Origin of the sequence: Rhodococcus sp. C-2 (assembly GCF_027854095.1) — a bacterium.
Taxonomy (GTDB): Bacteria; Actinomycetota; Actinomycetes; order Mycobacteriales; family Mycobacteriaceae; genus Rhodococcus_F; species Rhodococcus_F qingshengii.
Map to the genome: position 1 here is coordinate 29,709 of NZ_JAQGFI010000019.1, position 22,861 is coordinate 52,569.

Here is a 22,861-nt window from a genome sequence, read left to right on the forward strand (position 1 = left end):
CCGATGGTCGAGGATGCAATGGTCGAAATCCAGGACCTGACCAAGAGGTTCGACACGGCCGGAGAATCGCGTCTCGTGCTCGATTCGGTGTCCTTTGGCGCCGACGCGGGCGAATTCGTGTCGGTGATCGGGCCGAGCGGCTGCGGCAAGAGCACGATCTTCAACGTCCTGGCCGGGCTCGAATCCCCGACCGCGGGTTCGGTCCGTGTGGGCACGCGCGCAACGGAATCCGAACCAGCCACCGAGGTGCATACCGCGTACATGCCGCAGAAAGATCTTCTGTTCCCTTGGCGTTCGGTATTGGACAACACGGCCCTCGGTTTGGAAGTGCAGGGAGTCGGCAAGAAGGAAGCACGCGAGCGCGCTCGCGAGTTGTTCCCGGCGTTCGGACTGTCCGGATTCGAGGACGCCCGGCCGTCACAGCTGTCGGGCGGTATGCGCCAGCGAGCGGCGATGCTGCGCACCGTTGTTCAGGGCAAACCTGTCCTGCTGCTCGACGAGCCGTTCGGCGCACTGGACTCGTTGACTCGGACCGAGATGCAGGCCTGGCTACAAGACGTGTGGCAGCAGTACCGGTGGACCGTGCTGATGATCACCCACGATATTCGTGAAGCGATCTATCTGTCCGATCGCGTGGTCGTTCTGTCGGCGAGGCCGGCAACGGTCAGGTGCGTCGTCGACGTTCCCTTGCCGAGGCCACGCGAACTGGACATGATCACCTCGCCCGAGTTCGCCGACGTCGAGCGTGAGCTGCTTGCCGTACTCCACGACGAGACTCGCAAGTCGCTACACCCCTAGCGGTTACTGACAATGCGCTGAGAGCGCGCCGATTTCACCTGCCGTTCAAGAGAAAGTGCATCGCAACGGTGCAACTTCGCGTAGGATGTTGCGGCGCGTTCGCCCAAAACGCCTTAATATCAGCAAGATCCGAACGCTCGACACGCCATCCGTCAACGCTGCACAATTCTCTGTACTCTTCGGTAACGTACACTCGGTCGCCTACGAGACCAACGGCCAGAAGGTAACTGGACGGTAAAGCGGAATCGTGGAGGCACAGTCATCGCAACAGATTTGGAAAGGGACAGCGTGAGCACACTGCAGTCAGGTCAGAGCCTCGGAGTCGGCCAGGAACTCAAGTCCGACAACGGCGCATACACCCTCACCTTGCAGGGCGACGGCAACCTGGTTCTGTCCGAGGGCGGACAGGCTGTTTGGGCCGCAGGCACCAACGGATCCGGCGCCAACCGCGCCGAGGTGCAGGCTGACGGAAACTTCGTCATCTACAAGGACTCCGACGCCGTGTGGGCATCGCAGACCGCAGGCAACGACGGTGCCTCCCTCTCGGTTCAAGACGATCGCAACGTCGTTCTGTCCGCCGGCGGAAATGCTCTGTGGTCTTCGGACACTGCAATCGCAGCGCCGGCCGCCGAGGCTGCCCCGGAGCCCGCTCCGGCACCCGAGCCTGAGCCTGCCCCCGCCGCTCCGGCAGCGCAGAGCTACACCGTCGAAAGCGGCGACACCCTGTGGGCGATCGCAGAGCGTTTCTACGGTGACGGCAACCAGTACCAGCGCATCGCGGATGCAAACGGCATCCCGAACCCGGATCTCATCAACGCCGGTCAGGTACTGACGATCCCCGCCTGATTCACTGCTTGACCTGGCCCTGGGTGCCGACGTCCGCGTCGACACCCAGGGCCTTTTGTGTTCTACGCCACACAGATTCGCGTCCCGCCCAGCAGACCCTGATACTCCATTGCGGCATCTTTTCGCCTACAGTACTTCCGTACTGCTCCCGAAGGACAGGTGTGCATGAAAGACAGAACAGTCATGATCGGCGCTGTCGCAGTGGCCGCTCTTTCTCTGACATCAGGCCTCGTTTTCGGCGGAGCAGCCGGCGCATTCGGTGCCGGCGGCCCTGTGGTGAAGCCTCCCACTCTGGTCTCGTCGGTTTCCGTGGAGTCCGTCGCCGGGATCGAACCGGCCGCGTTCTACAGCTCGGTTGCAGTCCCCACGGTTGTCATCCCGCCGACGCCGACCTGGCGAATCGCCGACGAGACGACTGCTCCTCGTAATCAGCCGCTTGTGGTGACCGCGACAAGCACGAGCTCCGCCACCTCGACTACGACGGCCACCAGTACGACAACACCCGTCTCATCCACGACAACTGCGTCGGCTACCGCGACCTCGTCACCGACCGCGACGGCCACAACCACCAAGACCAGCACCACCCCCGTTGTCACGACCGGATCCACGCCGCCCGTCGTCGAGGTCTCGCCCGTTCTCGCCGGATAACCCTCTCTCTTTCGCCCGCACACCGCCTGGCGTGACGGCGGTTACAGGCACACTTCAGTCGCCGCTCTCGAATAACCGATCTACCAGCAACTACCTTCCTCGTCGTCACGGTTCGTGGTCCGCTGCAATCCGGTCGACCGGAAAAGGACAGCAGCATTGTCGGAGCCTCGCGATACCGTATAGGTCTGAGCTTTTGCGGAAGGAGGTGGCTGATGAGCGCAATGGGCTTCGATCTCGATGTCAGTGTCGACCGGGCGTGGGCAGAATTTCAACGTCGCCTCGGCGATCACATTTCCATCATGGTCGACGGCGACGTTCTTGCCGTGGAATCGTCCACCGGCGACTTCGATCCAGCTGACGGCGCAGCGCCATGCGTTCAGTTCCTCGTGTGGGACGAGAACACAGTCCGCTGCGAGGTTCCTTCCAACGACTTCCTTCATCCGCGCTATCGACTCGAAGATGCCGACGAACAAAAGTTGATCGCACTCGGCTGGAATCCGCCTTCCGAGAATCTCGAGGATCCGAACAACTCCCCCGCCTTCTGCGTCGACAAGGCGCAGAACTGGGCCGATCAGCTCGCAGCGATGACTGTCGCTGCATTCCGTGATGTGTTCGGTGTGCAGCACCCGGCTTTTCTATCCAGCGATCTCACCGGCAACGAGCAGACTCCGGATTTCGATCCGTCGGTCGTCGAGTCGACAGAACTTCCGACCCTCGACCCCACCGCGGCCTACATGCCCAACGACATCGACCATCTCAAGGAGTTGGTCACTCTCGCTTTGCTTCCCATGCTCGGCACTCTTCCCGAGCGAGACAGCGACGGCGACATACCCATTCGTGTCGGTTCGACTGTCATGTTCGTCGGTCCACTTTCCGAGTCCATGGACGTGCAGTTGTTCTCGCCGCTCGTTCAGGACATCAGCAACCGCACCCGTGCAGCCGAGGTCATCGCCGATCTCAACCGCAAGTGGTCGCGCATCAAGTTCGTCTTGATCGACGACCGTCTGTCGGTGTTCCTCGAGGTGGCGGGTTCGCCATTCGTTCCCAAGCAACTCACCGATACGTGCGCCGCCCTGACGTCGTTCCTGCGTACCGTGGACGACGAGTTCGCCGCACGCGTCGGCGGAGACCTCTTCTTCGCGAACAAGAGCGGTGACTCCTCCTCACTGCAGCCCGATCTGACGGCCGAGGACCTGCCTCCCGAACTCGAGACCCTGCTGCACCTCGATCTGGACGTGGCCGAGGATCTCGACGCGGTAGCCGATGTCTGTGGTCGTGATCGCGATCTGATTCTTCAGCTCCTCCACATCAGCAACGAATGGCAGATTCAGCTGCGTAGTCAGGCTGTGGACGCCCACAGTCGCGGAGACGCCGAAGAGGCTGCAGGATACGAGGATCAGGTCGGCGGGTGGGAACTCATGGTCGACCGTCTGCGCGGGGCTTTGCGACTGGTGGTCCTGCCCAATTCTCGAACCGAGACGCCGGCAAAGCCGCAACCTGAGCAGATGGGCCTGTTTGCCGATCCCTTGCAACAGAGTCTCTTCGACGATCCGTCCTGACACGACGGATCGCCTTCCCTCTATTCGAAGTGGGATTTGAAGATCTGTCCGTGGACGCCCACGGTTCGATCGACTACCTGTGAGACCGTGAAATCGGCTGCGGCAGAAAGATAGGCGTAGGCCGTCGCTCGATCCATACCGCGATCGTGCTCGAGGAAGTCGAGTGCGTTGACCACCGCGCGCCGCATGGCGCCGTTGAGGTCACTGTTCTGCCCACCGACCGAACCGTTGGGGTCGGACAGGCCGATCGGAATCCAGGCCTCCTCGGTCTCGGCGAACGGGTATCCGAAAGCCACCGATGGAGCGTCACCGGAATCCTTCTTGCACACGCTGAGTCGGAACGTGCCGCGCAGCGATCCTTCCATCGCCGTCAGCGCCGCCTCACCGTCACCCATGGCCATGTGGGGGTCACCGACGTAGAAGAGGGCGCCTTCAGCGAATACCGGCAAATAGAAGGTTGATCCGACACCGAGATGCCTGATGTCGATGTTTCCGCCGCCCAGGGTCGGAGGAATGGAGTTCGACGACGGGGATGTCGGGTCTGCATCCGCAGAATAGGCAACTCCCATCATTCCCATGAAGGGCCGCAGGGGAAACCGCACCTTCGACTGTCCGAAAGGCATCACGCCCTTGCCGTCTTCGATCGCCGTGAAAGTGGAAACACCGCCGTACTTCAACGGGTCCTTTGTTGCGCGCCCGTCTGTGGCGACCGGCGGCATGACTTCGTCCAGAGTGATTCCCGCTGGAGCGGTTCCGTCTGCTGTGACGGCGAGAGCGCCCTTGCCGTGTCTGCTCGACACAACGCCGTACGGCACGCGGGGAATGGCTTCGAGAGTCTCGATCTTGAGTACGTCTCCAGGCTGGGCGCCTTCGACGAAGACCGGGCCGGTGACGACGTGCGGTCCGTCCTTGTCGAAGTTTCGTTCGGTTCGGTTGTATTCGGCCGCAACCGCAATCGCATCCTCGAGCACGTCCTTCTCGGAAACGCCTTTGCTACCGAAGTATTCGAGAGGATTGCGCCCTTGATCCTCGAGAATTCCCTCGTGCGAGAGGGCGTCGATCGTGACGGTCTGGCCCGACTTCATCCGCATCACCTCGCGGGTGTGGATGTTGGGCACATAACCCCACATGACGTCCGACGGATCCGAACTCAGATAGTGATCGCCACTGACGTTTCCGCTGCCCGGTTGCAGAATCGGAATGCCATCGGCGAACGGTAGTGCAGAGGAGGACGATCCAGCCGGTGACGCGTTCGAGTGCGCGCATCCCGAAGCCACACCGGCAACTCCTACGCCCGCACCGAGGGCAGCGACTGCCCTCATGAATCCGCGTCGGCCAAGACCTTTCGTCAGGTCTTCGGCTGCGTTGCGGGCAAGAGTGTATTCCATCGAGATTCCTCCGGAGTGCGTGACGATGTGCGACTGCGAAGAAAGCTAGACCCGATTTGTTACTCGTTCATTACCATTTCATGGCAGGAAAATACCGTTGACTGAGAATGAATTCAGCGACGGCGAAGCCGCCACAGCGACGTCGTTTCACGTGCCCGGGCGGCGTGAAGCGCATCGGTTCGGTCACTGACCTTTGCGTGCGTCGGTTTGACGTCCATGCGGTCGACAACAGTGAGCCCACCGGCCGCAATCAGATCGTGTAGTTCGGATCGCGTTCGGAGACCGAGGTGTTCGGCAATGTCCGAGAGGATCAGCCACGCTTCTCCCCCGTCGTCCAGATGCGCTGCGACACCAGTCAGGAAGCCCTTCAGCATCGCTCCAGCGGGGTCATAGACAGCGTATTCGATGGGCGAGGTGGCCTTGGCCGGAATCCAGGGAGGATTGCACACCACCAACGGAGCGGTGCCTTCGGGAAAGAGATCGGCTTCCACCACGGTCACCTGATCGCCGTAGCCAAGCCGCGAGAGGTTGGTGCGCGCGCATTGCAATGCCCGGGGGTCCTGGTCGGTGGCCGTCACTGTCTGAACTCCACGCCGCGCCAGGACGGCAGCAAGAACGCCGGTACCTGTTCCGATATCGAAAGCAGATTCCGTCGACGGTAGCGGAGCAGACGCGACAAGATCGACATACTCCCCGCGGACGGGTGAGAACACTCCGAAGGCGGGATGCACTCGTGCGTCGAGAGCCTCGATGAAAACACCTTTGCGGTGCCACTCGTGAGCGCCGATCGCGCCGAGGATGTCACGCAACGAGCGAACCGAAGGCTCACCGGTAATCCCGAAAGCTTCGGTCAACGCGACTTGCGCGTCCGGGGCTCGCCGGAGTGGAATCGACAGATCTGCATCCAAGGGAATGAGCAGCATGCCGAGGATCTGCGCGCGGCGTCCTTGGGTCTGCCGGTGGAGATGGAAGGCTTTGGCTGGGTCGTCGGACGCTCGGCGCGGCTTGCGGTCGATGCGCGACGCGACGGCCTTCGACAGTTGGCGAGCGTTCTGAAAATCTCCGCGCCACAACAACGCCGTGCCTTCGCATGCCAAGCGATAGGCGTCGTCGGCCTTCATCGTGTCGTCGGCGACGACGATGCGCTTGGGCGCCGGGGCGTTGCTCGTCGAACCCCAACGGGCCGATCGCTCGGCGTCGTTCTCGGTCCACACAGCGAATTGTTCAGTCATGTAAGCCCTTCCGGCGTCCGACGCATAGCGGCCGGTCTACCGGCTGATGTGGTCCAGATCTGCAAAATCTGCTCGTCTGGTGTCCACACTAGTCGGGACCGGCCGCGCTACATGACTGCGAGAGGGATGTCAGCCCTTGGCGACGCGAGCTGCCTCGGCGATCCGAGCCTCGGCGACCGCGTCAGCAGCCTCGCCGGCGAGGATTCCGTCCTTCTTCGACTTCGCGAAGATCTCGGTGACCGTGTCGAAGATCTTCTCGACCTTGAGCTTGACCTCTTCGGCCGAGTTGCCCTTCAGCTCGCCGGCGACCTGGATGAGGCCGCCGCCGTTCGCCACGTAGTCAGGGGTCCAGGTGATGCCGCGGTCGCGGAGGATGTTCTCGACCTCGGGGACGGTGAGCTGGTTGTTGGCAGCGCCGCAGACAACCTCGGCCTTGATCGAGCGTGCGGTCGTGTCTGTGAGGGTTGCGCCCATCGCGCAGGGTGCGTAAACGTCGAGATCGGCGTCGATGATGCTGTCGACGATGCTCACCTGCGGGAAGTCAGCCTTGACACGGTCGAGCGCTGCGGCGTTGACGTCGGTCGCGAGAACGGTTGCGCCGTCTGCGAGGAGGAGCTTGATCAGCTCGTAGCCGACCTTGCCTGTGCCTTCGACACCAACAGTCTTGCCTGCGAGCGACGGAGTGCCCCAATGCGACTGTGCCGCGGCGCGCATCGACTGGAATACGCCGAGGGCCGTCATCGGAGCGCTGTCGCCGGAACCGCCGACCGTGGCGTTGCGGCCGACGACGTAGTCGGTGTTACGACCGATGATGTCGAGATCGTTGGAGTTGGTTCCGACGTCACCAGCGGTGATGTAGCGGCCACCGAGGGCCTGGACGAATTTTGCGTAGGCGCCGAGCAATTCGTCGGTCTTGGCCGTTGCGGGGTCGCCGATGATGACAGCCTTGCCGCCGCCGAGGTCGACGCCGGCAACCGCAGCCTTGTAGGTCATGCCGCGCGAGAGGCGCAAAACGTCTGTGACTGCGGCAGATTCGTCGGAGTACGGGTAGAAGCGCGTTCCGCCGAGCGCGGGACCGAGCGTCGTGGAGTGGATGGCGACGATGGCCTTGAGGCCGCTCGCGGGATCCTGGAAGAAGCTCACCTGCTCGTGGGGGTAATCGCGCAGGTAGTCGGCGCGATCAAACACGCCCGCAGTGTCGTCATGGGAAACAACGGAGTTCACGGGCTCGGCGGTGAGAGTCATTGTGGGATAGACCTTTCCGAAGGATAAACGGGGCGCAGTCGAAATATTGGGACGAATTGGCCGTTGGGTACTATTAGGGACAAATAACCCAAAGAGAATCCCGCTGAGCAATTCGTGGAACCAATGCTCTGCCTGAGTTACGATTTGGTCAATGCAAATCTCTTGAACTAGTCAATTCGATCATCCAGTGACTCATATCACTGAGGAGAGGTTCACAAAGTGCTCAGCATCGACAAGCTCGACGTCCAGTTGCTCGGTCTGCTCAGCAAGGACTCGAGGATGAGTGTGGCCGAGTTGGCCAACTCGTTGGGCGTCGCCCGCAACACCGTCCAGTCGCGAATGAAGCGCATGGAATCCAACGGACTTCTCACCGGGTTTCGGCCGAATCTCAATCTCCCCGAGGTCGGTATCCCGATTCAGGCATTTGTCGGTCTGGAACTCGAGCAGGGCAAGATCAGCGCAGTCGCTCGGAGTCTGACCGAGTTGCCCGAGGTGATCGAAATTCACGCCACGACCGGTCGCGAGGATTTGCTCGTTCGCGTCGCCACCTCGACGCACGCGGCCCTGCAGAAGTTGGCCGAGCAGATCGTGTCACTTCCAGGCGTCACGCATTCGACCACGACCATCGCTCTGACCAATCCCCTTCCGTATCGAATTCAGCCTCTCCTCGAGCACCTCACCAATGACGCCGGCTGGGGTCGTTCGACCGCCTTCCCCCGTCAGCAGGACTAGGACGGGTGGTCGCGTCGATGCTTCCCAGTGCGCTAGTTTCATGGTTATGAGTGAGATCCAGGGACAGCGCATCGCGTTCATTCAGGCGACGTGGCATCGCAACATCGTCGACCGTGCACGCGACGGATTCACCGACGCGATAGTCGAGCTCGGCTACCCCAAGGACACGGTTGATTTCTTCGAGGTACCGGGAGCTTTCGAGATCCCCCTGCACGCCCGGCGGTTGGCCAAGACCGGCCGCTACCAGGCGATCGTTGCCGCAGGTCTGGTCGTCGACGGCGGTATCTACCGGCATGACTTCGTGGCAACGGCTGTCATCGACGGTCTGATGCGCGTGCAGCTCGACACCGACGTTCCGGTTTTCTCGGTGGTCTTGACGCCGCATCACTTCCACGAGCACGCCGAGCACGTCGACTACTTCAGCACGCATTTCGTGAAGAAGGGCGCCGAGGCTGCGCGCGCGGTCGACGCCACCGTCAAGTCGTTGAAGGCCCTGCCCACCAACTAGTCGTTACCCAAGTCTCGCTGAGTCGAATGCCATCGGCTCAGCGAGATTTTTTGTGTCTATCGAGGGGTCTCGACGCTTGCCAGTGCGGAGGCATTCGAGTCGTCGACTTCGCCGTAGCGGTCGACGCATTGCTGGAAGAAGTCCCGCATCTCGGTGACCACTTGGATGTGGCTGTTCAATGACTTCTCCAACGAATCTTCACCATCCTTAGCTTTCTTGGAGAACTTCTCGGCCAGGTTGATTCCAGATTGGAGCGTTCCCATTCCAGAAACATTCGCAATCACGAACAGATTTCTGCGCATCTGATCGAGTTCGCCAAGAAACCCTTCGCATGCCGCAACCACATCACGTGCGATGTCTGGCTCAACTTCCAGTCGCGAGTCGTCAGACCCATTGCTTCGATCAGACCCACTCACCGAGACCTCATTTCGGTAGCGTCGGTTCAAGATTGACCGACAGACGCTGCACAACAACACAACTGGACTCTTGCCGAGCCTCAGACAGCTTTCGTTCTACGTTGAACCAGATTGAGCCGTGTTCGACCGAGAAAGCAAGGTAGCAACCATTGTTGTCCTCGTCGTCGACGCGCTGATACTCGATACCACGCCGCCCACCGACAGTGAGTTCCTCGAACCCTCGGAAATCAGGATTCCGTCGAACATCGTCGACGGTGTACGACGATGAATACACGGTCAAGAAATACCAGGACCCGCTCCACCCACAGATCTTCCATCCTGGCTGCTCCACGCCCGCCGCACCAGCTTCCTCGGTAGCCGGATCAAGCCCCACTTCCTCCAGAACCGAGTCCGGAATGTCCTTGCACGGATCGAACAAACCCTTTTGGCCGGATGCAGGCTCAGCCGCCCCCCCCACGACTGAGCTGCATCCTGCCGCAGCCCACACCAACACCCCAGCCATGAGCAGTCGCCCAACCCCCACCGACCCCCGCATGGCACCCCCTGTTGATGTGGACCCACTGTATTGGATGCACCGGAGGCTCGATCGGTTCCCGCAATCTTGAAATTCCCAGGTCACGATTCCTGGTTCACTCAGAGCGCATCTCCAGCGATTGACGCTCAGCTCAGCAGTCGCATACTGGAGAGGTTGACTACGACTTCGGGAAGGCACCGAGTGAGCGCACCGAAAGCCCCGGCCAAACCAGCAATCCTCAGCGTCGACGACGATCCTGGTGTTTCGCGTGCCGTCGTTCGAGACCTTCGCAAACGGTACGGAGAGAAGTACCGAATCATTCGTGCGGAGTCCGGCGACCAGGCTCTCGATACCTTGCGTGAAATGAAACTTCGCGGCGATGCAGTCGCTGTGATCGTCGCCGATTACCGCATGCCCGGTTTGAGTGGAATCGAGTTCCTCGAACAGGCAATGGACCTGTATCCCGTAGCTCGTCGCGTTCTCCTCACCGCGTACGCCGACACCGATGCTGCGATCGACGCCATCAACGTCGTCGACCTCGACCACTACCTCCTCAAGCCTTGGGATCCGCCGGAAGAGAAGCTGTACCCCGTCATCGATGCGCTGCTCGATGCCTGGGCAAGTTCGAGTCATCACCCCGCCGAGGAAACAAAGGTGATCGGCCATCGTTGGTCCGAGCGATCCTCCGACGTTCGAGAGTTCTTGGCACGCAACCAACTTGCCTATCGCTGGTACATGTCGGACGAGCCGGAAGGCCAACGACTGCTCTCGGCTGCCGGTACCGACGAACTGCGGCTTCCCGTCGTCATCGCACCCAATGGAGATGTACTCGTCGAGCCCACCGACGCCGAACTCGCCGACAAGCTCGGGTTGAGTACTACTCTCTCCGAAGACTTTTACGATCTCGTTGTCATCGGCGGCGGCCCTGCGGGTCTGGGAGCTGCCCTGTACGGCGCTTCGGAGGGACTTCGGACGGTCCTCATCGAACGGCGAGCGACCGGCGGTCAGGCCGGCCAGAGTTCACGAATCGAGAACTACCTCGGCTTCCCCGACGGAGTTTCCGGCGCACAGTTGGCCGATCGCGCAAGACGCCAGGCAACCAAGTTCGGCGCCGAGGTCATCACCGCGCGAGACGTCACCGGTTTGGAAATCAACGGCTCGGCCCGCACCGTGCGTTTCGACGACGGTTCGTCGGTCGACGCCCATTCGGTCATCTTGGCGACCGGTGTTTCCTATCGCCAACTGTCGGCGCCGGGGCTCGATACATACACCGGCCGAGGGGTCTACTACGGGTCAGCCGTCACCGAAGCCGCTCGGTGCAGCGAACAAGATGTGTACATAGTCGGCGGCGCCAATTCGGCAGGCCAAGCTGCGGTCTATCTCTCCCGCGGAGCTAGGTCCGTCACCATTCTCATTCGCGGCAACTCGCTCGAAGCCTCGATGTCCTACTACCTGATTCAGCAGATCGAAAAGAATCCGAAGATCACCGTGCGCACGTGCACGGAGGTAGTCGGCGCTGAGGGTGACGATCACCTCGAACGAATCACACTGCGTAACAGAGCCACCGGAGAAGAAGACACCGTCGATGCTCAGTGGTTGTTCATCTTCATCGGAGCCGCTCCCCTGACCGACTGGCTCGGAGACGTGGTGGTCCGCGACGGAAATGGCTTCGTTCTTGCCGGCCCGGACCTTCCGTCCGAAGGCGTCACACCGGACGGGTGGCCGCTCGACCGCGCACCACATCATCTCGAAACCAGTGTCCCCGGAGTGTTTGTCGCCGGGGACGTACACGCCGAATCGGCCAAGCGCGTCGCGTCGGCCGTCGGAGAGGGCGCGATGGCCGTGATGTTCGTCCACCGCTATCTTGCTCAACAATAGGGAGATTCGATGTCCATTCCTGAATGCAGCCCAGACTTGCTCCGCACCCTGTTCCTGTTCGAGAAGCTCACCGACGATCAGCTCGAATCACTCTGCCAGGCAGGCCATATCACCGAGATCGATCGAGGTCAGGTCTACCTCGAAGGTGAGCCTGCCACCTGCTTCTACGTCCTCATCGAGGGCGAGGTGGTGCTGTCCAAGCTGTCGGGCGGCGAAGACATCGAGATCAACAGGACCACCCAGCGCGGCGTCTACTCGGGAGGCTGGACGGCGTATCTCGGCGATCGTGTACCGCAGGTCTACGCGGGGTCGATGCGAGTGACGACTCCTTCGACGTTTTTCGTCCTGGACGCCGACAAATTCGGCAACGCGATGCGCGAGTGGTTTCCGATGGCGGTTCATCTGCTCGAAGGTGTTTTCTTCGGCAAGAAGAACACTCAGCAGATCATCGATCAGCGAGAGCGACTCCTTGCACTCGGATCACTGTCGGCCGGATTGACTCACGAGCTCAATAACCCTGCAGCCGCGGCGGTTCGAGCGACAGCCTCTTTGCGCGAGCGTGTCGCAGGTATGCGTCACAAACTGGGAATGGTTGCATCGGGCACCTACGACCGCGATGCCCTCGTCACTCTCATGCGACTTCAAGAGGAAGTTGCAGAGGTTGTCGCCAAGGCGCCGACGCTCACTCCCCTCGAAGCCTCCGATCGGGAGGATTCGTTGGGTGAATGGTTCGAGGATCATTCGATTCGAGAAGGTTGGGACCTGGCTCCGACCTTCGTGCAGGCTGGACTCGACACCGCTTGGCTCGAGAACGTTGCTGCAGCCGTTGACGAGTCCGTACTCGAAGGCGCAATTCGCTGGCTGAATTACACCATCGAATCCGAACTCCTGATGAACGAGATCGCCGACTCCACAACGAGGATCTCGACGCTCGTCGGTGCGGCCAAACAGTATTCACAGATGGATCGCGCTCCCTTCCAGACCATCGATGTCCACGAATTGCTCGACAGCACGTTGATCATGTTGGGGCAAAAGATCGGAAGCGGAATCGAAGTCGTCAAGGAGTACGACCTTGCGTTGCCTCCGATCGACGCCTACGCCGCCGAACTCAATCAGGTGTGGACCAACCTGATCGACAATGCGGTGTCTGCCATGGACGGATCGGGAACACTCACCGTTCGGACAAGCCGCGATGGCGACCGCGTGTGCATCGAGATCTGCGACACCGGCGCCGGGATTCCCGATGACGTCATCGACAGGATCTTCGAACCCTTCTTCACGACTAAGCCTGTTGGTGAGGGAACCGGTCTCGGCCTTGATATTTCGTGGCGAATTGTGGTCGGCAAGCATCGTGGTGAGCTTCGGGTCACGTCGGAGCCCGGTAACACCCGGTTCAGAGTTTTGCTGCCCATCGCGGGCCCACCGCGGGATACGCGCGACGACTAGCCACCTTGCACGGCCGGTAGGCAAAGCGCACGATGAAATGACCGACTTCAGTCAGCGAGAGGGTGGACCATGACCGACGGACTTCCAGCGGGGATCGATCCGAGTGTGCCGCCCAGTGGCGCGGGATGCGTTGAATGCGATGCGAGCGGCGGTTGGTGGGTGCACCTGCGTCGATGCGCGCAATGCGGTCACGTGGGGTGTTGCGACTCCTCACCGTCACAGCACGCGAGCAAGCATGCGGCCTCGACAAAGCATCCGTTCATGCAGAGCTACGAACCCGGTGAGGATTGGTTCTGGAGCTTCGAAACCAACGAGGCGTACGACGGACCTGAATTGGCGGCGCCCACTTCACATCCCGTAGATCAGCCGACGCCGGGACCTAAGGGTCGTGTCCCAGCCGATTGGCAGCAACACATCCACTGACTCAGTTCGGTTGGTCGATCGACCTCAAAGTCGAGACGTTCGACGACTCCTGATCCAATGCGTTGTCGATGCAGGCTTGAAACTGAGCCTGCATTGCCTCCACGACCGCGATATGACTCGCCAACACATCGACGAGCGCATCCGGGCCGCCAACCGCCTTTTCCTCGAACTTAACCTGCAGTGCCCGGGCGGATCCGAGAGTGCCGAAGCCTCCCACTTGCCCGAGATAGTTCGCATCGTCCGACAGTGACCTGAACAGCGAAATTAGATCATCACACGCCTTCGCCAGATCCTCTGCGACCCTCTTCTCCAGATACAAACCGGACATCACATACTCCAATTCACTACGAGTCGAATCTCTTCCGAGCGTTATTCGGGAAGCAGCGGTAACACGGTCAGACCTACCCGCTCAACCAGTTCACACGAAGTTTCGGGGCGCTGGTCACCGACTTTCGCACCCACTCGAATCATCGCCGTGGACTGAGCAGTCGCGAAGGCGATATTGCACGCGGTGTCCGCCTTGTCATTGTGTTCCTGGAACATCAGGACCTCTCGGCCGGCAAGTTGAATTCGATGTAGATCGCGCATCACCGGATTTGCTTCGACGTCCGCAAGCGAGTGTGTTGTGGAAGTCAGACGGAGGAAGAACCAAGATCCTTCCCACTTGCATATATTGAACCCATCGATATGGGTGTTGACTATGTCAACCTCTTTTGTTGCCGGGTCAACTCCGACTCTCTCCAATTCCTCATTGCTGAGAACCTCACACGGATCAAACATCCCAATCACATCGACAGGGAAAGCCTCGCCCTCGACCGTCGAGGAACAACCCCCAACCAACAGCGCGGCCGCGACCAAGACCACTGCCCCCCTCACTTCCACAGCACTCCCCTCATTCGCGGCCCGCTCACAGTATTGGACGCTCCCCAGGACCGATCGGTTCCACCCCATTGCATTCCGTTGCAACCCTTCACCCACGCCAACAATCGGCCTAACGTCGATCTACCAGGGGATTCACAACGAAGTGAGGTGCGGATCAATGAAGGCAGCACGGTTCCACGGGCAGAAAGACATCCGGATCGAAGAGATTCCTGAGCCCGAATTGCGGCCAGGAACAGTCAAGCTGAAGGTCGCATGGTGCGGAATCTGCGGCACCGATCTCCACGAGTACCTCGAGGGACCGATCTTCATCTCCGCACCCGGACACCCGCATCCACTCTCACACGAGAATGCGCCGGTCACGATGGGCCACGAGTTCTCCGGCACCGTCGAAGAGGTCGGCGAAGGTGTCACGGACGTCGAGGTCGGCGAAAATGTTGTCGTCGAGCCGTACTTCGTCTGCAACGAGTGCGCCCCGTGCAAGGCGGGCAACTACCACCTGTGTACGAAGATGGGGTTCATCGGCTTGGCCGGCGGTGGTGGCGGGCTCAGTGAGAAGGTCGTCGTCGACCGTCGCTGGATCCACAAGATCGGCAACATCCCGCTCGATGAGGCAGCGCTCATCGAACCGTTGAGCGTCGCCCATCACGCAGTCGTACGCAGTGGTGCCGAAAGCGGCAACGTCGCCATCGTGGGCGGAGCCGGACCAATCGGACTCCTCGTTGCGGCAGTCCTCAAGGGTCTGGGTGTCACGACGATCGTCACTGAACTCAGCGAGGCCCGCAAGGCCAAGGCCCTCTCCAGTGGCGTAGCCGACTACGTCATCGATCCCACCACCGAAGACGTCAAAGCGCGCGTCCTCGAACTCAGCGGAGGCATCGGCGCAGACATCGGCTTCGAATGCGCAGGCGTCAACGCGGTCCTCGACACCATGCTCGACACGGTCAGGCCTGCTGGAGTTGTTGTCAACGTGTCGATTTGGGGCAAACCCGCGACCATCGACATGCAGAAGCTGGTCCTCAAGGAGATCGACCTACGCGGAACCATCGCGTACGTACGCGACCATGAAGCGGTCATCAAGATGGTCCAGGACGGTGTCGTCGATCTGGCGCCATTCATCACCGGTCGTATTCAGCTCGAAGAATTGATCTCCGAAGGATTCACCACTCTGATCGAGCACAACGACACTGCAGTCAAGATTCTCGTCAGGTCGTGACCGGACGGGGCACCTCCGGGCCCACCGCAGTCAGGGACCCAGGTGCCCGCCCTTTGCCCCATCCGATCTTCTCTCGGTAGCGGCCGATGTGATCGTCCTCGATCACATCGGCCGTTTCCAACGGCGTGGATTGCGGATGCACATACAGCGCATCCGTCGGGCAATATGCCTCACACATGAAGCAGGTCTGGCAATCCGATTGGCGCGCAATCACCGGGACGCCCGACGGCGTCCGATCGAAAACATCTGTAGGACAAACGTCTACGCACTTGTCGCAGCCGATGCAGTCAGGCGCGGACACCAGCTCGATCATGACGCCACCAGTGCAGACCCGACAGATTCAGAAGTCCGGGTCCACACCGAATCCAAACCGCCGGTGAGGACGTGATGGTGCTGCGTCACATCGAGTTCGGGATAATCGTCTCGCTTGCTCATTCCCCGAGTCTCGGTCCGCGCCAACGTCGAGTGGTACATCCAGCGACCGACGGCCGTGATCGCGGCAGCCTGCCGCGCCGCCATCCGACCTGCTGGATCCGCGCCCAGATCCGACCTCACTGCACCCCACAGCGATTCGAGCTCACCGAGCGCTGCGGATACTCGATCACCGCTGCGGAGGTAGTTCTTGTCGAAGGGAATCAGCTGCGCCTGAGCAGCTTTCACCACATCGTCGGCAGCAAACCCGGTTCGTACCGGATTACGCAATCCGACGGTTCCGGCTCCGCGTAGACCACTGGTAGCCCCGCGTCCGACCGACAGCGCATAGCGCGCAGCACCGATTCCCGCCCATGAACCAGAGGACATCGCCCACGCGGCGTTGTGACTTCCCCCGCCGGTAAACCCTCCGCAGATTCGCTCTCGGGTCGCTGCGTCCCCGGCGGCAAACAGACCTGGAACGGATGACGCGCAATCGTCGTCGACGACGTTGATTCCCCCAGTGCCGCGCACCGTGCCTTCAGCGAGCATGCCGACCTCGAATTTGTCGGTGAAGGGATCGATTCCGCGGCGATCGAATTGTAGGAAGAAGTTGGGTTGCCCCAGCCTCATTCGACGCTGCACCTCGGCGTCGGCCCGATCGATCTGCGCGAACACGGGCTCGTTCCGCAACGTGCTGGCGATGACGGACCTCCCCTTCGCCGAACCGGCCCCTTCGAGCACTCTTCCGTCTGCGTGGAAGAACGTCGCGTACGCGTAGTAAGCCGTCTTGGTGATCGTCGATCCGGCCGCTGCGATTCCGTACGCGTTGGAGAACTCCATCCCAGAGAACTCCGCTCCGACTTCGGCTGCCATCAATGCACCGTCACCGGTATCGACGTTGGTACCCAACGCACCGGACAGAAACGCACAACCTCCGCTGGCGACCACTACCGCGCCTGCCGAGACTCGGTAATCCTGTTGCTCGTGGCGTTGGTAGCCCGCCGCTCCGCGAACTCGCCCGGCGTCGTCCACCAACAACTCCAGCGCCGGCGAATGATCGAGGATCCGCACACCGGTTCGACGAATCCAGGTGCGCATCCGTCGCATGTACTCAGGCCCCTGCAAGCCGGTGCGGATCTGCTTGCCCGTGCTGGAGTCGACGGGGAACGGATATCTGCCCTCCACCGCGAGGAGATCCATGTTGGAGTAGGTCTGCTCGAGGACGCGGTCCATCCAATGGTGGTCGGCAAGATATCCGCCGAGCGCCTCACGACCGGCCTTTGCCCGCTCACGGGCAGTCGTATCCGGTTCGACGTACCAAACACCCGTTCCGGAGGGGGCCGTTGCGCCGCTCGTTCCGCAGTAGCCCTTGTCGACCAGGACGACGTCTGCACCGGCCTTGGCCGCGCGCAACGCTGCCCATGCGCCGGCGGGGCCACCACCGATCACCAATACATCGGTGGAGAGTTCGAGGACGTCCGTCACTGGCCAGCTCCTGTCAGAGGTCTACGCAACACTTCTGTTGCCGCAATATTCCTCGAACGAACTACCCAGCGCCACAGTCAGAATCACTGTGAACTCAACCGGTCACCATCGCATCAACAGATGTGCTACGACGCTTCCCGCTCCTCACCGGTGCACAACGCGGAATACTTGGCGAAGGCTTCCTGCAAGGTCAGCGATTTGCGTCGCTCGGTGATGTCGCGGGGCTTTCCCTGCGCGACACATCGACGCGCATGTTCGATCACAGCTTCACGTATGACGCTGGAAATGTCCGCGCCCGTGAGCTCTTGGAGGGTCTCTAGGGCCCTCAGTTCCTCTACGTCGAATCTCACCGTTACCGATCGTCTAGCCACGCTCAGGATGTTACTTGCGGGTACACCAAATTTGGTGAGTTACATATGCGTCGAGTCGAATATCTTTGGGCGCCAAAACCTTCGAATTCCGATCTACGTGGGTAAATAGTTTTCCACTCACGGCACTCATGTAATGCAACGCACACGGCCCTAGCCAGCGTGCCGACGGACACTGTCGCTGTCTATGCTTGCGAAACACTGCCTTCGATCGGAGATATACCGCGTGAGCATCGACCACATCGTTTCCGCAGTCGACGGCGATGCTGCCGAGCGAATCAAAACGGCCCTGGCCGAGAGAGCCGCAACCTCGACGGACACGACCACGCTGGTGTTCGACGGCGTGAGCATCGAGATTCCGCCATCGGTCGGCGACGCCGTCGTGCAGCTCCTGACCTACCTCGCTGCCGGCGACAGCGTCGCCCTCGGGCCCGTCGCAGAACTCCTCACCACCTCGCAGGCAGCAGAGATCCTCGGCGTTTCGGACACGTATGTACGTAAGCTCGCCGACGCCGGGAAACTCCCGATCGAACTACGCGGCACCCACCGCAGGTTCCGCCTCGATGACGTGATGGCTTACCGCGAGCAGTTCCCCAAACGCGCCTAGCTCTTCGCGTACATTCCTTCGATCTCTTTCGAGAACCGATCGACGACGACATTGCGCTTGATCTTGAGCGTCGCTGTCATCTCACCGTCTTCCTCGGTCAGATCGCGATCGAGAATGACGAACTTCTTGATCGACTCTGCATGTGAGACAGCGGCATTGGCGTCGTCGACGGCCTTCTGCAGCTCCGCTCGAAGGTCCCTGTCGTCACGTAGTTCGGCGACGGTGGCACCAGAAGGCTTGCCGTTCTCCACCTTCCACTTCTCGAACACCTCGGGGTCGACGGTCAGCAACGCCGTGATGTAGGTCTTCCCGTCGCCGACGACGACTGCCTGCGAGACGATGGAATGCGAACGGATACGGTCTTCCATCGGACCGGGCGAGACGTTCTTGCCACCCGCCGTCACCAGAAGATCCTTCTTGCGACCGGTGATGGAAAGGTAACCGTCGCTGTCGAGTTCACCGAGATCCCCGGTGCGCATCCAGCCGTTGACGAACGTCTCTTCGGTGGCCTTGTCGTTCTTCCAGTAGCCCTTGAAGACAACCCCGCCGTTGAGTTCGATCTCGCCGTCCTCGGCGATGCGAACCCCGTTGCCGCCCATGGGCTGTCCGACGGTTCCGATCCTCTGAGCACCTGGGACGTTGACGCAGTGCGCCGCAGTAGTTTCGGTGAGACCGTAGCCCTCGTAGATCGGAACTCCGAGCCCACGGAAGAAGTGCCCCAGTTCAGGAGTGAGCGCGCCGCCGCCGGAGATCGCGAACCAGCATTCGCCGCCGAGAGCCTCACGAAGCTTCGAGTACACGAGCTTGTCCGCCACTGCGTGCTTCGCCTTCAAGATCAGCGAGGGACCGCCCTTGTCGAGGGCTTGGCTGTACTCCTTGGCAGTGGCTTCTGCGAAGGCGAAGATCGCGCCGGGAATCTTTCCACCGGACTCCGCCTTGCGTGCTGCGCCGTCACGAACTTTTTCGAATACACGCGGAACACCGAGGATGGTGTTGGGCTTGTACCGCTCGAATTGAGTTGTAATGGTGGCAAAGTCGGACCAGTGTGCCTGCGAAGCACCAGCTTCGAACGTCGCGAGGGACACCGCGCGAGCCAGTACGTGAGCGAGCGGCAGGAAGGTCAGGACTCGGTTTCCCGGAACCGCCACCTCGCCGATCGATGCAGTGAGAATCCCGCGCACCTCGGACAGGAAGTTGCGGTGCGTGAGGATGCATCCCTTGGGACGGCCTGTCGTGCCGGAGGTGTAGACGAGTGACGCAAGATCGTCGGCCTTGATGCCCGCGAGCCGCTTCTTCAGCTCGGTGTCGTCAACGTCGGCACCCTGTGCGGTCAACTTCTCCACAGCGCCGTCGTCGATCTGCATGACGGCTTTGAGTGTGCTTGGCGCGTCCTGAAACAGCTGCTCGTGCGCGCCGGTTTCGACGATCGCGATGACGGCCTCGGAGTCTTCGAGGATCCAGCTGACCTGCCCCTGAGACGACGAGTCGTAGATCGGAACGGTAGCCGCGCCGGCGGCCCAGATGGCGAAGTCGAACAGCGTCCACTCGTATCGGGTCGCAGAGAGGAGTGCGACGCGGTCGCCTGCCTGCACGCCAGCGGCGATGAGCCCGTTTGCGACGCCGGTGACCTGCTCGGCGAACTCTTTAGCCGTTACATCTACCCAACCCTCGCCCTTGGGTCGGGAGAACACCGTCAGATCTGGCGTGCGCTCGGCGTGAGTGAAGACGGTGTGCACCACAGACTCATTGTCGGAGATGGTGAACTGGGCTTTGGCGCTGTACTCACTCACAGGGTGTCATCTCCGTTGGTCTGCGATTCGATGCTGATTCTGAAGCGGTGGAGTGCGCGGGCGAAGTCTGCGACCTCGGACTCGGTCCAATCGTGCAGCCTGCCGGCGACTTGGTCGAGCCGACGCGCGTCGGCGGCGTCGAGGTATTTGCGGCCAGCCTCCGTGAGGTGCAGCGGATTGCCCTGACGAACGGATCCCGGATCGGCATATACCCAGCCTGCCTCGATGCACCCGCGCACTTGGCGCGAGATGGTCGAGCGGTTGACGCCGAAGACTTCGGAGATCTCCGTGGCCTTGCAGCCGTCGTTGCGGCCGATGAAGGAGAGGAACGAATGCTGGGCGATCGACGGGTGGTCATCGGAATGCCGATCCCCCGTCATCAACTGCCGCGTCAGGTGCACCAGCTCGTCATGAACGGCTGGTGGACCGGTGAGCGCCATTGCTCCGTCGTGTTGCACTGGGCAACTATAACGCTGCCCCTAGTCCCGATTGCAATATGACCGCCGCCACCGACAAGAAGTCCGTCGGTGGCGGCGTGAAAAGTTAGACCAGATCCTCACCGTTGCGGCGAGCAGTTGCCCAATCCTTGAAGAATCCCTTGCTGATGACTCCCAGCACGACCAAGACCAACGCCGGCCAGATCAGAACATAAATGGTCAGTAGAGCTGTACTCATTCGTATTCCTTCCACTTGTCTCGACGGTTACTTTCCGGACGCTCCCACGGCAGGAAGCTCGTCATCGTCGAAGTCTCCCGTCCGCTGCTTGATCAGTTCGAAATCGAACGTCTCACGCTGATTGACGGACATCGCAAAACACATGACGGTACTGACGGCATAGGCCACCAAAGATCCGCTGAGCGTTGGGTAGTCGTGCAGGAAGCCGATCGCGAACGGCGCGGACAGCACGATCGCCAGGCCACCGACGATCTGCGCAATCTTCAGACCGAAGAATCCAAATGTCATGAGCCCCAGCACCACTCCGATACCGACAACGGCAACGATGTCGGAGAAGATCCCGAACATCCCATCCATCGGCACCCAACTGAATCGGACGGGCAAGAAGGCAGCAAGAGCCACCAGCACCGACACAGTGAAGGCCTTGTTGGTGACCTTGCCCCAGTAGAAGCTCGCAATAACCGGGAACACCAAAGCGCCCCACAGCGCGCCGACGAACACCAACAGATCCAGAATGCTCAATTGCAGACTTGCCAAGGAGATAGCCGCCGCCGTGGCAACAATCATCGTTACTCGGCCGATAAGCAGCATCCGTCGAGGGTTCGCATTAGCCTTGCCTGCGACGGCTTGGCCGTAAACGTCGGTCATCACGATGGATGAGAGCGCAGCAAGGTCCGAGTCTGCCGTCGATGACAGCGCGCCGATGATCATGACAAAGAAGACGGCCAGCAAAATTCCGGGCAGGTACGACGCGGCCATCTGCGGAATCAGATTGTTGACGTCACCATCCATCGGCTCGATTCCGAGGTATAGAGCGAGAACACCCAGCATTCCGACACCAATGACCGTTGCGCCGTATCCGACGGTTGCGGTGATGAAGGTGGGCTTGATCAGGTCTTCGCGGACCGCGAACAGACGTTGGGCAATGGTCTGGTTGCCGATTGCGTAGGCAAGAACTGCTGCGATGTACGGCGCGCCCTGCTCGAAGAAGGCAACGCTCGAGAAGAAGTTGCCCTGCTCAGCAGTAAGGTTGCCTGCCCCGGATTCGAAGGCTGCCGGGAACCCTGCCGCAAAGAAGATGAACGGCACCAAAACCGCTACCGCACCGAGCATTCCGATCAGCTGAACGAAGTCGGTCAACACCGAAGCGCGGAAGCCCGACCACAACGTGTACAGCAAAACGCCCAGCGCAACGATGAACACACCCTGGATGAAGTTGAACGGCGAAAGCAACGCGATCAGCAGACCACCAGCGAGGAAGTTCGACATCAAACTGATGAGACTACCGACGATATTGGAACCCGCGAGCATCAGCTGACTCGAGCGTCCGTGCCGCGCGTACATGACCTCAGCCAGGGTGTGGGCTTTCGGCGCTACTTTGCGAATTCGCTGGCCGAACGGATAAATGAAGAGAATCATCAACGCGCCCCACAAACCGTAGTGAATGGGGCCGGAGATTCCGTAGGTGTAGCCAGAAGTGGCAGATGCGTACATCGACGACGCCCAAATCCAGGTGGCCGTCATGCTCGCGGCCGAAACACCAAATCCTAATTTGTTTCCGGCGGTCATAAAACCGTCGGCATTTTCCTGTTTCTTACCAATACGAAGAGAAATCAGAAATGTTCCACCATAAAAAGCAACAAGCAGTGAAACAATTACCAAGGTACTGAACTGGACCATGTCGGACCCCGTCACATGCCACATCCTTCGCACATAATCGGCAGAGCAAAGCACAAAACCCCTGTTCAGGATCTTTGCGCTTCGTTTCTGCACGCCCTAGGAGCGACCGCCATA

Annotated in this window: 25 protein-coding genes; 11 read left to right on the top strand and 14 right to left on the bottom strand. The window is 60.6% G+C overall.

Features of this window, described 5'->3' with window-relative positions; translation table 11 throughout:
• Positions 1 to 3 precede the first annotated feature (3 nt).
• The 4 genes from PCS43_RS30250 (at position 4) to PCS43_RS30265 (ending at position 3,851) form a co-directional block, all read left to right on the top strand.
• The gene (locus PCS43_RS30250; protein WP_030536826.1) at positions 4 to 798 is read left to right on the top strand and encodes an ABC transporter ATP-binding protein; all 795 of its coding nucleotides are present in this window, start codon (positions 4 to 6) and stop codon (positions 796 to 798) included.
• Between the two features lie 288 nt (positions 799 to 1,086).
• Positions 1,087 to 1,644: a LysM peptidoglycan-binding domain-containing protein gene (locus PCS43_RS30255; RefSeq protein WP_209909229.1), complete on the top strand. Its 558-nt coding sequence runs from the start codon at positions 1,087 to 1,089 to the stop codon at positions 1,642 to 1,644.
• Between the two features lie 165 nt (positions 1,645 to 1,809).
• The gene (locus tag PCS43_RS30260; RefSeq protein WP_003941346.1) at positions 1,810 to 2,292 is read left to right on the top strand and encodes a hypothetical protein; all 483 of its coding nucleotides are present in this window, start codon (positions 1,810 to 1,812) and stop codon (positions 2,290 to 2,292) included.
• 212 nt (positions 2,293 to 2,504) lie between these two features.
• Positions 2,505 to 3,851, top strand: a complete 1,347-nt coding sequence (locus tag PCS43_RS30265; RefSeq protein ID WP_047270244.1) for a T3SS (YopN, CesT) and YbjN peptide-binding chaperone 1 — start codon at positions 2,505 to 2,507, stop codon at positions 3,849 to 3,851.
• A gap of 20 nt (positions 3,852 to 3,871) precedes the next feature.
• Here PCS43_RS30265 and PCS43_RS30270 read toward each other — a convergent pair whose 3' ends face one another.
• The 3 genes from PCS43_RS30270 to PCS43_RS30280 form a co-directional block, all read right to left on the bottom strand.
• Complete coding sequence (locus PCS43_RS30270) at positions 3,872 to 5,239, bottom strand: acetamidase/formamidase family protein (RefSeq protein ID WP_270923163.1); 1,368 nt, start codon at positions 5,237 to 5,239, stop codon at positions 3,872 to 3,874.
• Positions 5,240 to 5,352: 113 nt separating this feature from the next.
• Entirely contained in the window at positions 5,353 to 6,471 is a 1,119-nt protein-coding gene (locus PCS43_RS30275; RefSeq protein WP_209909233.1) for a methyltransferase, read from the bottom strand.
• Between the two features lie 129 nt (positions 6,472 to 6,600).
• The gene (locus PCS43_RS30280) at positions 6,601 to 7,716 is read right to left on the bottom strand and encodes a Glu/Leu/Phe/Val family dehydrogenase (RefSeq protein ID WP_209909235.1); all 1,116 of its coding nucleotides are present in this window, start codon (positions 7,714 to 7,716) and stop codon (positions 6,601 to 6,603) included.
• 219 nt (positions 7,717 to 7,935) lie between these two features.
• On the opposite strand from PCS43_RS30280, the gene PCS43_RS30285 reads away from it, so the two are divergent.
• Both PCS43_RS30285 and PCS43_RS30290 read left to right on the top strand, forming a co-directional pair.
• Complete coding sequence (locus tag PCS43_RS30285; protein ID WP_003941343.1) at positions 7,936 to 8,448, top strand: Lrp/AsnC family transcriptional regulator; 513 nt, start codon at positions 7,936 to 7,938, stop codon at positions 8,446 to 8,448.
• Positions 8,449 to 8,494: 46 nt separating this feature from the next.
• Entirely contained in the window at positions 8,495 to 8,956 is a 462-nt protein-coding gene (locus tag PCS43_RS30290; protein WP_007726074.1) for a 6,7-dimethyl-8-ribityllumazine synthase, read from the top strand.
• 56 nt (positions 8,957 to 9,012) lie between these two features.
• Here PCS43_RS30290 and PCS43_RS30295 read toward each other — a convergent pair whose 3' ends face one another.
• Together PCS43_RS30295 and PCS43_RS30300 are read right to left on the bottom strand one after the other, a co-directional pair.
• Positions 9,013 to 9,219, bottom strand: coding sequence for a hypothetical protein (locus PCS43_RS30295; protein ID WP_230793355.1), 207 nt, complete (start codon positions 9,217 to 9,219; stop codon positions 9,013 to 9,015).
• 160 nt (positions 9,220 to 9,379) lie between these two features.
• On the bottom strand, positions 9,380 to 9,907 hold the full coding sequence (locus PCS43_RS30300) for a DUF3558 domain-containing protein (protein ID WP_307848872.1): 528 nt from the start codon (positions 9,905 to 9,907) through the stop codon (positions 9,380 to 9,382).
• Between the two features lie 180 nt (positions 9,908 to 10,087).
• Between PCS43_RS30300 and PCS43_RS30305 the strand changes: the two genes are divergently transcribed.
• From PCS43_RS30305 to PCS43_RS30315, 3 genes are all read left to right on the top strand, one after another.
• The gene (locus tag PCS43_RS30305) at positions 10,088 to 11,764 is read left to right on the top strand and encodes an FAD-dependent oxidoreductase (RefSeq protein ID WP_209909237.1); all 1,677 of its coding nucleotides are present in this window, start codon (positions 10,088 to 10,090) and stop codon (positions 11,762 to 11,764) included.
• A gap of 9 nt (positions 11,765 to 11,773) precedes the next feature.
• Positions 11,774 to 13,210 (top strand): ATP-binding protein, encoded by a 1,437-nt coding sequence (locus PCS43_RS30310; protein WP_003941311.1) that lies wholly within the window; start codon positions 11,774 to 11,776, stop codon positions 13,208 to 13,210.
• Positions 13,211 to 13,279: 69 nt separating this feature from the next.
• Positions 13,280 to 13,633, top strand: a complete 354-nt coding sequence (locus PCS43_RS30315) for a UBP-type zinc finger domain-containing protein (RefSeq protein ID WP_003941317.1) — start codon at positions 13,280 to 13,282, stop codon at positions 13,631 to 13,633.
• A gap of 1 nt (position 13,634) precedes the next feature.
• Here PCS43_RS30315 and PCS43_RS30320 read toward each other — a convergent pair whose 3' ends face one another.
• Complete coding sequence (locus PCS43_RS30320) at positions 13,635 to 13,961, bottom strand: hypothetical protein (RefSeq protein WP_007726060.1); 327 nt, start codon at positions 13,959 to 13,961, stop codon at positions 13,635 to 13,637.
• 41 nt (positions 13,962 to 14,002) lie between these two features.
• Positions 14,003 to 14,497 carry a DUF3558 family protein gene (locus PCS43_RS30325; protein ID WP_230587588.1) on the bottom strand — a complete coding sequence of 165 codons (495 nt, stop codon included), beginning with the start codon at positions 14,495 to 14,497 and terminating at the stop codon, positions 14,003 to 14,005.
• Between the two features lie 175 nt (positions 14,498 to 14,672).
• Here PCS43_RS30325 and PCS43_RS30330 point away from each other — a divergent pair, with 175 nt between their 5' ends.
• Positions 14,673 to 15,728, top strand: coding sequence for a 2,3-butanediol dehydrogenase (locus PCS43_RS30330; RefSeq protein WP_003941279.1), 1,056 nt, complete (start codon positions 14,673 to 14,675; stop codon positions 15,726 to 15,728).
• On the opposite strand, the gene PCS43_RS30335 is transcribed toward PCS43_RS30330, so the two are convergent.
• The 3 genes from PCS43_RS30335 to PCS43_RS30345 form a co-directional block, all read right to left on the bottom strand.
• Positions 15,718 to 16,041 carry a 4Fe-4S dicluster domain-containing protein gene (locus tag PCS43_RS30335; RefSeq protein WP_007726052.1) on the bottom strand — a complete coding sequence of 108 codons (324 nt, stop codon included), beginning with the start codon at positions 16,039 to 16,041 and terminating at the stop codon, positions 15,718 to 15,720. The genes PCS43_RS30330 and PCS43_RS30335 overlap by 11 nt on opposite strands.
• Positions 16,038 to 17,627, bottom strand: coding sequence for an FAD-dependent oxidoreductase (locus PCS43_RS30340; RefSeq protein WP_209909241.1), 1,590 nt, complete (start codon positions 17,625 to 17,627; stop codon positions 16,038 to 16,040). Before PCS43_RS30340 ends, PCS43_RS30335 begins: the two co-directional genes overlap by 4 nt.
• A 125-nt stretch (positions 17,628 to 17,752) precedes the next feature.
• The gene (locus PCS43_RS30345; protein WP_228401157.1) at positions 17,753 to 17,998 is read right to left on the bottom strand and encodes a hypothetical protein; all 246 of its coding nucleotides are present in this window, start codon (positions 17,996 to 17,998) and stop codon (positions 17,753 to 17,755) included.
• Positions 17,999 to 18,221: 223 nt separating this feature from the next.
• On the opposite strand from PCS43_RS30345, the gene PCS43_RS30350 reads away from it, so the two are divergent.
• Positions 18,222 to 18,602 (top strand): helix-turn-helix domain-containing protein, encoded by a 381-nt coding sequence (locus tag PCS43_RS30350; RefSeq protein WP_003941392.1) that lies wholly within the window; start codon positions 18,222 to 18,224, stop codon positions 18,600 to 18,602.
• Here the strand turns inward: PCS43_RS30350 and PCS43_RS30355 are convergent.
• The 4 genes from PCS43_RS30355 to PCS43_RS30370 all read right to left on the bottom strand — a co-directional run bounded on the left by PCS43_RS30355 (position 18,599) and on the right by PCS43_RS30370 (position 22,747).
• Positions 18,599 to 20,392, bottom strand: a complete 1,794-nt coding sequence (locus PCS43_RS30355; protein WP_209909244.1) for an AMP-dependent synthetase/ligase — start codon at positions 20,390 to 20,392, stop codon at positions 18,599 to 18,601. The two genes, PCS43_RS30350 and PCS43_RS30355, sit on opposite strands and share 4 nt — an antisense overlap.
• Positions 20,389 to 20,850, bottom strand: coding sequence for a MarR family winged helix-turn-helix transcriptional regulator (locus PCS43_RS30360; RefSeq protein ID WP_003941330.1), 462 nt, complete (start codon positions 20,848 to 20,850; stop codon positions 20,389 to 20,391). Before PCS43_RS30360 ends, PCS43_RS30355 begins: the two co-directional genes overlap by 4 nt.
• Before the next feature lie 85 nt (positions 20,851 to 20,935).
• Positions 20,936 to 21,067, bottom strand: a complete 132-nt coding sequence (locus PCS43_RS30365; protein ID WP_003941363.1) for a putative transporter small subunit — start codon at positions 21,065 to 21,067, stop codon at positions 20,936 to 20,938.
• 27 nt (positions 21,068 to 21,094) lie between these two features.
• A complete protein-coding gene (locus PCS43_RS30370; RefSeq protein ID WP_245361778.1) occupies positions 21,095 to 22,747 on the bottom strand; it encodes a sodium:solute symporter family protein in 1,653 nt (550 codons plus the stop codon).
• Positions 22,748 to 22,861: the final 114 nt, after the last annotated feature.

Bases quoted from the DNA above. Each gene is read 5' to 3' on its own strand.
- PCS43_RS30250 (WP_030536826.1), top strand. From the start codon at position 4: ATGGTCGAGGATGCAATGGTCGAAATCCAGGACCTGACCAAGAGGTTC.
- PCS43_RS30260 (WP_003941346.1), top strand. From the start codon at position 1,810: ATGAAAGACAGAACAGTCATGATCGGCGCTGTCGCAGTGGCCGCTCTT.
- PCS43_RS30265 (WP_047270244.1), top strand. From the start codon at position 2,505: ATGAGCGCAATGGGCTTCGATCTCGATGTCAGTGTCGACCGGGCGTGG.
- PCS43_RS30270 (WP_270923163.1), bottom strand. From the start codon at position 5,239: ATGGAATACACTCTTGCCCGCAACGCAGCCGAAGACCTGACGAAAGGT.
- PCS43_RS30275 (WP_209909233.1), bottom strand. From the start codon at position 6,471: ATGACTGAACAATTCGCTGTGTGGACCGAGAACGACGCCGAGCGATCG.
- PCS43_RS30280 (WP_209909235.1), bottom strand. From the start codon at position 7,716: ATGACTCTCACCGCCGAGCCCGTGAACTCCGTTGTTTCCCATGACGAC.
- PCS43_RS30290 (WP_007726074.1), top strand. From the start codon at position 8,495: ATGAGTGAGATCCAGGGACAGCGCATCGCGTTCATTCAGGCGACGTGG.
- PCS43_RS30295 (WP_230793355.1), bottom strand. From the start codon at position 9,219: ATGGGAACGCTCCAATCTGGAATCAACCTGGCCGAGAAGTTCTCCAAG.
- PCS43_RS30300 (WP_307848872.1), bottom strand. From the start codon at position 9,907: ATGCGGGGGTCGGTGGGGGTTGGGCGACTGCTCATGGCTGGGGTGTTG.
- PCS43_RS30310 (WP_003941311.1), top strand. From the start codon at position 11,774: ATGTCCATTCCTGAATGCAGCCCAGACTTGCTCCGCACCCTGTTCCTG.
- PCS43_RS30315 (WP_003941317.1), top strand. From the start codon at position 13,280: ATGACCGACGGACTTCCAGCGGGGATCGATCCGAGTGTGCCGCCCAGT.
- PCS43_RS30320 (WP_007726060.1), bottom strand. From the start codon at position 13,961: ATGTCCGGTTTGTATCTGGAGAAGAGGGTCGCAGAGGATCTGGCGAAG.
- PCS43_RS30330 (WP_003941279.1), top strand. From the start codon at position 14,673: ATGAAGGCAGCACGGTTCCACGGGCAGAAAGACATCCGGATCGAAGAG.
- PCS43_RS30335 (WP_007726052.1), bottom strand. From the start codon at position 16,041: ATGATCGAGCTGGTGTCCGCGCCTGACTGCATCGGCTGCGACAAGTGC.
- PCS43_RS30365 (WP_003941363.1), bottom strand. From the start codon at position 21,067: ATGAGTACAGCTCTACTGACCATTTATGTTCTGATCTGGCCGGCGTTG.
- PCS43_RS30370 (WP_245361778.1), bottom strand. From the start codon at position 22,747: ATGGTCCAGTTCAGTACCTTGGTAATTGTTTCACTGCTTGTTGCTTTT.